The 12,453-nt window shown below is 44.1% G+C and carries 9 protein-coding genes; 6 read left to right on the top strand and 3 right to left on the bottom strand.

Features of this window, described 5'->3' with window-relative positions; translation table 11 throughout:
• Positions 1-321 precede the first annotated feature (321 nt).
• Positions 322-963, top strand: a complete 642-nt coding sequence (locus tag NG833_RS03295; protein ID WP_254563904.1) for a helix-turn-helix transcriptional regulator — start codon at positions 322-324, stop codon at positions 961-963.
• Positions 964-971: 8 nt separating this feature from the next.
• Here the strand turns inward: NG833_RS03295 and NG833_RS03290 are convergent, their stop codons facing one another.
• The gene (locus tag NG833_RS03290) at positions 972-1,784 is read right to left on the bottom strand and encodes a DUF1350 family protein (protein WP_254563903.1); all 813 of its coding nucleotides are present in this window, start codon (positions 1,782-1,784) and stop codon (positions 972-974) included.
• A 272-nt stretch (positions 1,785-2,056) separates the two neighbouring features.
• The gene (locus NG833_RS03285) at positions 2,057-2,662 is read right to left on the bottom strand and encodes a hypothetical protein (RefSeq protein WP_254563902.1); all 606 of its coding nucleotides are present in this window, start codon (positions 2,660-2,662) and stop codon (positions 2,057-2,059) included.
• Positions 2,663-2,930: 268 nt separating this feature from the next.
• Here NG833_RS03285 and NG833_RS03280 point away from each other — a divergent pair, with 268 nt between their 5' ends.
• The 5 genes from NG833_RS03280 to NG833_RS03260 all read left to right on the top strand — a co-directional run bounded on the left by NG833_RS03280 (position 2,931) and on the right by NG833_RS03260 (position 11,109).
• Positions 2,931-3,500, top strand: a complete 570-nt coding sequence (locus NG833_RS03280) for a Uma2 family endonuclease (RefSeq protein WP_254563901.1) — start codon at positions 2,931-2,933, stop codon at positions 3,498-3,500.
• Between the two features lie 18 nt (positions 3,501-3,518).
• Positions 3,519-4,085 carry a Uma2 family endonuclease gene (locus NG833_RS03275; RefSeq protein ID WP_254563900.1) on the top strand — a complete coding sequence of 189 codons (567 nt, stop codon included), beginning with the start codon at positions 3,519-3,521 and terminating at the stop codon, positions 4,083-4,085.
• Positions 4,086-4,261: 176 nt separating this feature from the next.
• Positions 4,262-7,663, top strand: a complete 3,402-nt coding sequence (locus tag NG833_RS03270) for a helicase-related protein (protein WP_254563899.1) — start codon at positions 4,262-4,264, stop codon at positions 7,661-7,663.
• Between the two features lie 219 nt (positions 7,664-7,882).
• Positions 7,883-10,090: an ATP-dependent helicase gene (locus tag NG833_RS03265; RefSeq protein WP_254563898.1), complete on the top strand. Its 2,208-nt coding sequence runs from the start codon at positions 7,883-7,885 to the stop codon at positions 10,088-10,090.
• Positions 10,091-10,101: 11 nt separating this feature from the next.
• On the top strand, positions 10,102-11,109 hold the full coding sequence (locus tag NG833_RS03260) for a PD-(D/E)XK nuclease family protein (protein ID WP_254563897.1): 1,008 nt from the start codon (positions 10,102-10,104) through the stop codon (positions 11,107-11,109).
• Positions 11,110-11,280: 171 nt separating this feature from the next.
• On the opposite strand, the gene NG833_RS03255 is transcribed toward NG833_RS03260, so the two are convergent.
• Complete coding sequence (locus NG833_RS03255) at positions 11,281-12,417, bottom strand: quinone-dependent dihydroorotate dehydrogenase (RefSeq protein WP_254563905.1); 1,137 nt, start codon at positions 12,415-12,417, stop codon at positions 11,281-11,283.
• Positions 12,418-12,453 lie beyond the last annotated feature (36 nt).

Here is a 12,453-nt window from a genome sequence, read left to right as displayed (position 1 = left end):
TCTTCTGCGAACAAACGGGGGATAACGACTGAAGTCGTTACTACAAACGGGGGAAAATCTCTTGTTCGTAGTAACGACTTCAGTCGTTTCTTCTGCGAACAAACGGGGGATAACGACTGAAGTCGTTACTACAAACGGGGAAAAATCTCCTGTTCGTAGTAACGACTTCAGTCGTTTCTTCTGCGAACAAACGGGGGATAACGACTGAAGTCGTTACTACAAACGGGGAAAAATCCATTGTTCGTAGTAACGACTTCAGTCGTTTCTTCGCAGTTTATAATATGATATCCAAAATTACATTAGATTGAGCACCTCCAACTCATGAGTGATACTCCAGACGCCAGCCAACAATTACAAGAGTTAATGCAACAGGTAGGAATCTCCAGCTTTCGGGCCCTTGCTCGTCAAGCGGAAGTGTCTCACTGGCAGGTGAGGCAACTGCGCCAGGGAAAGGCGTTGCAAATGCGTGTAGAACCCTTGCTCATGTTGGCGAATGTCCTCCAAGTCACCTTATCCGAGTTGTTGGTGAGATGTGCTGGAGTGGAAGCTACAGAACCCCTGAAACAGAGTTCTACGCTGCAAGCGGAATACGATCGCCTGCAAATTCAGATGCAGCAGCAACGGGAGACGCTGTTGCAGGAATTTCAACTCGCCAGTTTAGATATATTAGAGTCCTGGTTGCGGAACTGGCCTACTGCCGCTTATGCTGCTACCCAAAACCCGGAGTTGCCTGCGGTGCGATTGCTGCCGTTGTTACATCCGGTGGAACGGTTGCTGCAAGAGTGGGGAGTCGAGGCGATCGCCTCCGTGGGGTCAGAGATTCCTTATGATCCCCAGCAGCATCAGTTACGGGAGGGAATGGCTCAACCCGGGGAACTGGTGAGAGTCCGCAGTACCGGATATCGCCAAGGGGATAAGCTGCTGTATCGAGCAGAGGTCAGTCCCAGAAAGGAGCAGGAATGAGGGAGAAATCAGTTTAGAGGTCTCATGGATGGGATAGGATTGAGCCAACGGAGGATTTCATCTTTGAGGCGAACGGGTTCGCGATACATTTCTAGGCGAACCCACTGGGCGATCGCATCCAAAGGAGAGAATTCCGTCCCCGATTTCCACCCCGGGTCTTGACTTAAAGGAGTGAGATGATTTCCCGGGATAGTGAGCATAGATACCAGGTCAGGAAAGCGTTCTTTCATCACCGGAAATAACAGCAGAGTTTGATCCAGGGTATCATTTTTAAATTTGACAATCAAATTCCGCTTAATTTGATAATTTTTGGCAATAATGTCGTTGGTTTCTTCTGGGGAAGGGGTAAATTCCACCGAGAAAGCCTGGGGTAATTTCGCCCCCCAAGTGGTGGGTAATTGTTCGACTAATTCTAAGAAAGGAATGGAACGACGGGCGGGGTAATTATTATAGGAAATCAGGATATTCCCAGCGCGATCGACATCAAATAAACTGCCGATGAGTAAGTGGAGTTTACAACCCATGCTATGACCGATTCCATAGATGGGAAGATAGCGTTTAGGCAATTTATGGGACAGGCGCAATTGTTCGACACACCACTCGAAACGGTCCAGGATATCAGAGGCGATCGCACCGTGGTCGAAATTACTAACAAACGGCGTAGCGATAATCGCATATCCTTGGAGACTGAGTTGTTCGAGTAACCATCGATAAGTCACTTGAGGCGCTGCCGCCAGGAACGCGCCCCCCAGGAAATGAATAATGCCCCTTGTCCGGGGAGGAATATGGACCCAATTACCGGAAATTTCTTGCCAATTCATGCCTAAACTCTATAAAAGTGCAGTTGTTTCCTAATTTTAGGCGATCGCCAGAGTAACTTCCCACTCCGCAGTAACAAAAAAGAATTAAAAATCATCAACATCTGTAGCCGCGATTCGCGATTCGCCAGTCCCAACCTAACAAAAAAGAATTAAAAATCATCCCCACCTGTAGCCGCGATTCGCGAATCGCCAGTCCCAACCTAACAAAAAAGAATTAAAAATCATCGACAAATCAACTCTTTAAACAATAAAATTTATGCCAAAATCCCCCATCAAGACTGAGAAAGAATCGCACTCAATAAAATGCCTAAAATCTTAGCAACTTCCGACAGATAATACTCGACCCTATCAATATAAACCATCTGCCCCTCCAACTTCAAAAATCTCCAAACCGTCCCAGAAGTCACCGCCCCATAAATCGTATAAATCTGATTTCCCTCCTGTTCATTAAACAACTGCGCCGCCAACATTTCCGCCACACATTGCCCGAAACCCGCCTTAATGTCTTCTTTTTTCGCTTCGACTAAAGTAATAACCGGGGCGCTGATAAACAGTCGTTCCGGTGATAAACTGATTAAAAAATCACAAGTTCCATTCAATCCTCGTTCTGGGGCAACATTAAACTCAGAACCCGAAAACAAACCAACTTGATACTTAACCTGCCGCCTAACTTCCAGTAAAATTGGCGCAATAATCAGTTCAGAGCGAGCTTTTTCCGTATTAATATCCACCGCTAATGCAGCATTTTCTTTTAAAAAACTCTGAAGCATTTCGCTGGGCTGCACTTCGGAAATGTTAACAAACAAATCGGTGTTTCCATTTAAAGTTAAGTTAAATTGCTTGATGAGCCGATTGAGTTTGAAATCGCTATAAGCCATTGTTTTTTTCGCTCTTACAAAGAGATGAGTTAGAGTTTGCACAACAGAGATTCATATCCTTGGGGTATCTTACTCCTTTTCTTGCGGCAGTGCGTCATAGAGAACGCCAGCAAGATGTGATGCCTCTTATTGAAACGGGGAAATTCAGCTATACTGGGGAAGAGAATCCCTTGGGTCTGCCCCTATACTGTAACCCCTGATTACCCAACCGCCAATCCCCTGGCAAGACCCTCAGAGGCATTCCCAAATCGTTCAGGAGAAAACCGTTATGACACCCCCAATTCAATCCCTCACTGACATTACCCTAGAAGAATTTTTGCAGTTACCCGAAACCAAACCCGCCAGTGAATATATCAATGGAGTAATTTATCAAAAACCCATGCCACAAGCCGAACATAGCTGGATCAGAACGAATCTGGGTACTGCTATCAATAATGTGGGTAAATTCGATAAAATAGTATTTGCCTTTCCCGAGTTGACTTGTAATTTTGGTGGGTCTTCCATTGTGCCAGATATAGCAGTATTTGAATGGCACAGGATTCCCCGAAAACCGGATGGCAGACTGGAAAATCGCGTGACCATTGCACCGGATTGGACCATTGAAATTTGGTCTCCCGACCAAATTGTGAATCGGATGATGAGAAGAATTATCTTTTGCCTCAATCACGGAACCCAACTAGCATGGTTAGTCGATCCAGAGGATGAATCGGTGATAATTTTCAAACCCAATCAAACCCCCGAGGTAAAAACTGGGGATGATGCGTTACCCGCTTTACCTGTATTAACCGATTGGCAACTATCCGTCCGAGATATAATTGGATGGCTGTATTTTGATTAAAACTAGGAGGACAGATGGATGATGATTTTAACAGAATCTCCAATAATCAAGTCTCTGGATGATTTTTTAAATCTACCGGAAACTGAACCCGCCTGCGAATATATTGACGGCCAAATCTATCAAAAACCAATGCCCCAGGGAAAACATAGCAAACTGCAAACTGAGTTAGTATCGGCGATTAATAACCAGGGGAAACCTTCAAAATTAGCGTATGCCTTTACAGAATTAAGGGTAACATTTGGGGGGCGTTCTTTGGTGCCAGATATTTCCGTGTTTGAGTGGTCCCGCATTCCTTTGGATGAAAAGGGAGAAGTTGAGAATCAGATTAAAATTGCCCCGGATTGGGTGATTGAAATCTTATCGCCTGGACAAAATCAGACCCGGGTGATGGATAAAATTATTTTTTGCCTGAAGCAAGGGACGGAACTGGGTTGGTTTATCGATCCGCAAGACCGATTAATGATGGTGTTTAGTGGCGATCGGCTCCCAAGCGTTAAAGCAGAATCGGATATTTTGCCGGTTTTAAGCAGTTTTCCAGACTGGGAATTATCGGTGAATCAAGTTTTTGATTTATTAAGTTTTTGAGTAAATTTTTAGTTTTGCCGAGGGAAAAAATAGCGCTCAATATCATCTCTACTCTCTTTCGTTTTATGGCAAAATCACCAAATGAGGGTTTTTAGCAAAAAAAAGGTAAGATGGGTTGTGGAGCAAAAACCCTCCGACTGAGAACACCCTCGACTGAATGCGACTAGAGAAAAAAAGTGCCACGCATCTTTGATAATATCGAGTTACACCTCCACTCAGCCCTCCGAGACACGCTGAAACTCTCGTATCGGGCAGATTTTTGCGTGGGTTATTTCAACTTGAGAGGGTGGCAAAAGATAGGTGATTTGATTGAGGGTTATGTTGGGGGAGAGGGGTCCTGCTGCCGTCTGTTGGTGGGGATGCAACGTCTGCCGAGGGATGAGGTTCAGGCAGCTTTTACCTTGGGTCCCAGTGAAGGGAAAATTGATAATAGTGGGATTTTGCGGTTTAAAAAACGGATGGCGGCTGAATTTCGTCACCAGTTGGCGATCGGGGCACCGACGAACTCGGATGAAGCGGGATTACGCCAGGTTAGCAGTCAAATTAAAGCCGGAAAACTGGTTGTTAAACTGTTTTTAGCCCACCCCCTTCATGCGAAACTGTATCTGATTCATCGTCAAGATCCAAATAGTCCGATTGTAGGATTTTTAGGCAGCAGTAACTTAACGTTGGCTGGATTGAGAAATCAGGGGGAATTGAATGTTGATGTTTTAGATTTTGATGCTTGCCAGAAGTTGCAAAAGTGGTTTGACGATCGCTGGCAAGATTTTGGCTGTATTGATATTTCCAAAGAACTGGCGGAAATTATTGATGAAAGTTGGGCGAGGGAACAACTGATTCCGCCGTATCATATTTATTTGAAGATTGCTTATCACCTCTCCCGGGAGGCGATCGCCGGACTGTCTGAGTTTCGGATTCCTCGCGAATTTAACGGTTTATTTGACTTCCAAAAAGCAGCGGTGCAATTGGCGGCGCGTCATGTTACCAAGCGGGGAGGAGTTCTGGTTGGGGATGTTGTTGGTTTAGGTAAAACCCTGGTGGGAACTGCCCTGGCGAAAATTCTCCAAGAGGATTGCCTGTTAGAAACTCTGATTATCTGCCCTAAAAACCTGGTTAAGATGTGGCAAGACTATGTAGATAATTACCGTCTCTATGCTAAAGTATTACCGATTAGCCAGGTGCAAAATCAACTGCCGGAGTTACGCCGGTATCGGGTGGTTTTAATTGATGAAAGTCACAACTTGAGAAATCGGGACGGCAAGCGTTATCGCGCCATTCAGGAATATATTGCGGCGAATGAAAGCAAGTGTATTTTTCTGTCGGCTACCCCTTATAACAAAACTTATTTAGATTTATCCTCCCAATTGCGGTTATTTGTTTCCGAAGACCAAAACCTGGGATTTCGGCCCGAGGCGCTGTTGAATGAACTGGGAGGCGGGGCGGTAGGAGAACTAGAATTTATCCGCCGCCACCAATGTTCGGTACGCTCTTTAGCGGCTTTTGAAAAGAGCGACCATCCCGATGATTGGCGCGAATTGATGAAGCATTACATGGTCCGACGAACTCGTTCGTTTATTAAAGAAAACTATGCCCAAACCGACGGAGAAACCGGGCGGAAATATTTAGAATTTCCCGATGGAAGTCGGTCTTATTTTCCCGATCGCATTCCGGCTACCCTCAAATTTCAGCTTGATTCGGTTGACTCCAATCCCTATTCGCGTCTGTACTCCGAGGGGGTGGTGGATGTGATTAATGCCCTAACCTTGCCTCGGTATGGACTGGGAAATTATATCCTGAAAAAACATAAAATTTCCCCGACGGAAGCGGAACAACATCAACTCAATGCTCTATCTCGGGCGGGGAGGCGGTTGATGGGATTTTCGCGGACCAATCTATTTAAACGGTTAGAAAGTAGTGGCATTGCTTTTATCCAGTCTTTAGAACGTCACATTTTGCGGAACTTCATCTATTTATATGCCATTGAGAATCAGTTGGATATTCCCATTGGGACTCAGGATGCGGAGTTCTTGGATACGCGCAATAGTGATGAGGATTCGGATTCCGTGACGGCGATCGCACTGGAGACGGACACCGAAGAAGGGGAGAACCCGGATTTAGAATTGGAGGATTTGTTGGCCCTCTCGCAAAAAGTTTTCAAGCAGCGAGCCCAGGCGGTTTACCATGACTATGAAACCCGCTACAAACGGCGGTTTAAATGGCTCAAACCGGCTTTATTAGATACCAAAGCCTTGAAACGGGACCTTTTAGCCGATGCGAAAGCCTTGATTGAGGTGTTGCAAAAGGGTGGGGAGTGGCATCGGCAGCAAGATAGAAAATTCGCGGCATTGGTGGAGTTGCTAACCCAAACTTATCCCCAGCAAAAGGTGCTGGTTTTTACTCAGTTTGCGGATACAGTACGCTATTTAACCGAGAATTTAAACGTCCTCCAAATTCCCGGAGTGGCGGGAGTGACGGGTCAATCTCCAGACCCTACGGAGTTGGCAAATCGATTTAGTCCGGTGAGTAGTGGGAAGGCGGATAACATTAGTCCGGATCGAGAATTGCGGGTGTTAATTGCAACGGATGTTTTAAGCGAAGGACATAACCTGCAAGATTGCGCGATTATTGTTAATTATGATTTACCTTGGGCGATTATTCGACTGATTCAGCGGGCGGGACGGGTGGATAGAATTGGGCAACAAGCGGAAAAAATTCTCTGCTATTCATTCTTGCCTGCGGAGGGGGTTGAACAAATTATTAACCTGCGGGGACGCCTCAAGCGTCGGTTACAGGAGAATGCGGAAGTAGTGGGAACTGATGAAATGTTTTTTGAGGATGATGATTCAGGGGTTTTGCTTGACCTTTATAATGAGAAATGCGGCGCGTTAGATGGGGAAGAAGATGGAGAAGTGGATTTAACTTCTGAAGCGTTCCAAATTTGGAAAAAGGCGACGGAAAATAATCCCGGGTTGAAAAAGACAATTGAAGAAATGCCCAATGTGGTGTATTCCACTCGCGCCCATAGTCCAACGCCGGTACAGCCGGAGGGGGTTTTATTGTACATGAAAACGACGGAGGGGAATGATTCTTTAATTTGGGTGAATCGCGAGGGAAATAGCGTGACTCAATCCCAATTGGGGGTGTTGCGGGCGGCAGCTTGTGACGAATTCACACCGGCAATTCCCCGGGATGAACAGCATCATGAATTAGTTAAGAAAGGGGCGGAATTGTTGGCAGCAGAGGAGAAAAACTCTGGGGGTCAGTTAGGGCGACCTTCTGGTGCTCGTTTTCGCAGTTATGAACGGTTGAAACGGTATGCTCAAGATGAGCGAGAGGCAGCTTTTGTTACAGATGAATTGGTGAAAGCGATTGATGAAATTTACCGCTATCCCCTGCGGCAGTCGGCAACGGATACGTTGAATCGGCAGTTAAAAAGTGGAATTAGCGATCGCCAACTGGCGGAGTTAGTGGTAGCATTAAGAATGGATGGCCGTTTGTGCATTGTCAGCGACGAAATCGAAAAGCGAGAACCGCAAATTATTTGTTCTTTAGGATTGTTTCAGGAGGGACCAAGATAAATTGCCGGTTGCGTTAGCAACTACAACGATGGGTTTTGCTCATTAGTTATCATCGCGCCACCGCAACTCAGGGTAATTTTTTAAATGATCTACTCCTAATATTTTTTTAGGCCCGGGGTTGCCACTCCCGCCCCTAATGTGATACTATATTGCTGAATCTGGACTTTGTAACCCCTACCTCAACCTTAATCTTAATCTTAATTTTAAGAATACTTCAGTATGATTAATCTCAGTACGTTTCATGAATCTCTTGCCCAACCAACTGCTCGGGGCTATGACCTAGATGAGAAACAAAAGGAAGCCGTAGAATATGAAGGCGGTCCTTTGTGGCTGCTCGCTGGCCCTGGTTCTGGTAAAAGCGAAGTGCTGGTTACACGCACCCTGAAACTTCTCTGTGTAGATGGTGTCAACCCACGCTCTATTATGTTAACTACCTTTACTAATAAAGCAGCTCGTAACCTTGAAGATCGTTTAGCTGCCTACTTAGCGGCCCTACAGGAAACTTCTCCTAGTCTTCAATCTGTAGATCTAGCCGACATAAGGATAGGAACAATACACAGCCTATGTAATGACATTCTTCAAGAATATCGATCTCCAAACTACCAAAATGTCCGTCTTCTTAACGATGTAGAGCAACATTTATTTACCTACCGTAACGCCGAAATAGCTAAACATGAAGACTTAGCATTCTGGAGAGAATTTGAGCATTCTGTTAAGGACTGGGGAAACAAAGACTATTGTCCTAACAAGTGGAAGCGAGTTAAGGCATCTGCTACGCTCTTCAACCACATTGTAGAAGACCGTGTTGATGTTCAAAAGATGCTGTTAGAGGGTGGACACTGGGCAACCCTAGCAAAATACTATCAGCAATATGTTCAAGCATTAAAAAGCAACTATCGTTGCGACTTTGCTCATCTTCAATCATGCTTTCTTGAGTTTATTAACTCTCCGGGGGGGCAGCGATTTTTAGAAGGCGGCACCAAAGATCAGGTTCCATTACAGCATATACTGGTTGACGAGTATCAAGACACAAATCCTATTCAAGAGGGTATATACCTTGCCCTTGCTCACCAGACCCCACATGACACAATTACAGTCGTAGGTGATGATGATCAAGCTTTATACCGTTTCCGAGGTGGAAATGTATCTTGCATGGTTAATTTTGATAAGGCTTGCATGATATCACTGGGTAAATCTCCTCATAAAATTCAACTAGATAAAAATTACCGCTCTCATTCTAATATTGTTAATTTTTTTAACAGCTACATTACGTCTTTCTCAGAAATGAAAATGCCCGGGGTACGTGCACCTGGTAAAAATCCAGTTAAGGCTTCTTCTTCCATAAGTGGTTCTTACCCTGCTGTTTCTTGGATAGAAAGAAAAAAGGTAGGAGATCTACCTAATGCTGTTGCAGATGTTGTTAAAAATTACTTAATTAGTGATGGAATCTTATCTGATTATAGCCAGTGTGTTTTGTTGGTTCGCAGTGCTAAAGACTCACCAAACAATGCGGGACCTTTTATTAAAGCATTTGAGGAACGAGGTATTCCTGTCTATAATCCTCGCTCAAAATCTTTTATGGAAAGTGAAGAGGTACAATGTTTGATTGCTGCACTGATAGAAGTTATAGATCAAGACCATACTTTTAGTACCGACTACAAGAATCCAACAGGAAAGCCTTATGAATGGGTTTTAACTGTGCAAAAATGGATGAATACCCTCAAAACTGTAAGATGTAGCCCTGAGTTTTCAACAAATGAACTAGATGAATACTTAAAAAATAGCAATGTAAGTTTGCTCAAACTATGCCAACACCATAAAGGGGGATTTTTAAATCGTAATCTCTTAGAAATCTTACATCGTATTTTAGCACTAGAGCCATTTCATACGTGGCAAAAAGATTCGGTGAAAAATCAGCGTTTTTCTAAAGTTACTCGTCTTTTTGATGGTTATCATAGTTTTAAATTAGATGGTTTACGCTCCAATGAATTAGGAAAGTTAGATCCCTATTTTTTGCATCAGTTTTACCAGATGTTTATCAGCTATCTTATTGATGCTGGAATTGATGATGACGAAGATGAAGAGGTAATTGTACCCCAAGGATCCCTACCAATTATGACTATTCACCAAGCAAAAGGATTAGAGTTTCCCTTTGTATTCGTCGCGCAGTTAGGTCAAAAGCAACGAATTGGTGCGGCTCAAATTCTTGAGAGAGATCTAGCAAAATTTCGGCAGGATCTCTATCCTCGATCTATCCGCTCACCAGAAGAATTAGCTGTGGAAGATGACATACGTTTACTTTATGTTGCTTACTCACGGGCACAATATAGTTTAACTTTAGTTGGAACTAAAAATCACATTAAAAATCATGTAGCTGCGCCTGGACGTAACTACTCAGATTTTCAGAGAAGCACAAAGGTTATATAAAAGGAGTATTTATGTCCAATCCCTTCAAAGGTATTTCAGTATCTTTATCGAATAAAACAGTGGTAAAACGCCGATATAGCGTTACTCAAGATGTTGTGGCTTATCGACGATGCGCTCGACAGTACGGGGCTTTTAATGTCCACAAATATGCACCCGCAGAACAAACTCAGGCTTACTTTGGTACAGTCCTTCATCAAGTTTTAGATCGTTGCCATGCCCATTTTCATGGAATAATCGATCCTTCTACTAAAGGATTGCTTCCCGATAACGGTAATATCCTCAGTTATGAGGATATTAGGGATTACTTTGGTGAAACAAAATCAGCAAGAAAGACGGGTGAAATAGGACCATTACCTCCTAGCGATATAATTAGGTATTTTATTCAGGTTGAAAATGGATTAAATAGTCAAGGAATTTTGGCTATTAGGTCAGAGCTTCGAGTGAAAGCAGTGAATATTCTTCAATATTTTAATGCCCTCGAAGGTCCAATACTTTACCCACGAGTTAGAGATACAGAACACCGACTACAGGCTGATCGCACCGATCATATTCTTCATGGAGTAGTCGATCTTCTGGTAGATTCCCCTGATGAAAATCCCGACCCCGCTAATTGTGAAATGTGGGACTATAAGGGTAGTAGTCGTGTGGGTTTAAATCCGAAAGACTTAGAAACCTATGAATTTCAAATGCGTGTTTATGCTTATCTTTATAAACGTAAACATGGGGTTCTACCACGAAAAGCGGTTTTATATTTCTTGAACGAACTAGATGGCCCTACTTGTCCACCCAACCGTCCAGTGAATGCTCTTGTAGAAGTCAGTATGGAGGCGAAAGAGATTGAGGAGGCGATAGAGGAGTTCACTAAAACGGTAGATAACATTGAAGAATCTCGTCGTACTAATACATGGGAAGCGGCTGCTCCGGGGGAAATTGATGAACAAGATTGTAAGAACTGTGACCTCCGTTGGAATTGTAAAACTCCTAACAATGGCAAGGGTGTTAAATTAATTTATCCCTAAACTGGCAACTACACCGCAATGCCCTGTCTTTGCGGTGTAGCCATTCTGATTAAGAATAGTGTGTTTTATTGACATTAGGTACAGACTGTCTGACTTATTAGGACAAGGTTTAGATAGGTTTCTCTACAGGGAGCATATTTCATCATATTGATATGAGATTCTCCCCAACCGCTAACTCCTCCCCACTGCCTCAGCAATACTTCCTAACCCATTTTCCTCTAATTTCTGCACCAATCCTGCTAAGATGCGCCGCACCATCCAGGGGCCTTCGTAAATTAAGCCGGTGTAAATTTCTAACAAACAAGCACCTGCCGTTATCTTTTCCCAGGCATCTTCTGCGGTGAAAATTCCCCCGGTGCCGATGATTGGCATTTGTCCTTGGGTTTGTTGATGAATATAGCGGATAATTTCAGTCGATCGCCCTTTTAATGGTGCACCACTCAATCCTCCCGCTTCTTCCGTAACCGGGTTTCCGGTTAACTTAATCGTTTGGGTTTTTAATCCATCCCGGCGAATGGTCGTATTCGTGGCAATCATCCCCGCCAGTTGATAAGTTTGAGCTACGGTTATCGCCTCGGAAATTGCTTCCCATTCCAAATCGGGGGCAATTTTAACTAATATCGGTTTAACCCCTTGATTCTCCTGTTGCAAGGCGTCTAAAATCTCCGCCAGTTGTTTCCCTTCTTGCAGCGATCGCAATCCTGGGGTATTCGGTGAAGACACATTCACCACAAAATAATCCCCGAACTCTTTCAACAGCCGAAAACTGCCTAAATAATCCCCCGGTGCTTCTTCTAAAGGCGTAATTTTGGACTTGCCTAAATTAATCCCAATAATCGGTTTTTCCGAAGTAACTTGTCCCTTATCTTTATCCGCAGTCAGGCGTTGTGCTAAAGCTTCTGCACCATTATTATTAAACCCCATGCGATTGATAGCGGCTAAATCCTGGGGTAAGCGAAACATTCGAGGACGAGGATTACCCGGTTGAGCATGAAACGTCACCGTCCCGAGTTCAGCAAACCCAAACCCTAAATTAGACCAACTTCCCCCTACCGTCCCATTCTTATCAAATCCCGCAGCTAATCCAATGGGGTTAGGAAATTTGATGTTCCAGAGGGTTTGTTCTAAGCGGGTATCAACAACCGTAGAACTGCGATTTAATTGGGACAAAATCGTGCTAATGGTGGCGCGATCGCGATTCCGATTCAACCACTCCATCACCACCATCGTTTGATGATGCCACCACTCCGGATCCGGTTGCACACCTGAAAAAATCAAAGGCCGTAATACACTCTTATAAATATCCAAACTCATCTAAATCCGTGAAAATCCGTGAAATCCGTG

It is taken from the genome of Oscillatoria sp. HE19RPO, from assembly GCF_024220515.1.
In the GTDB taxonomy this organism is placed as follows: Bacteria; Cyanobacteriota; Cyanobacteriia; order Cyanobacteriales; family Laspinemataceae; genus Laspinema.
Note: the sequence above shows the minus strand (reverse complement) of the source record. Positions and strands in the feature narration are given on the sequence as shown.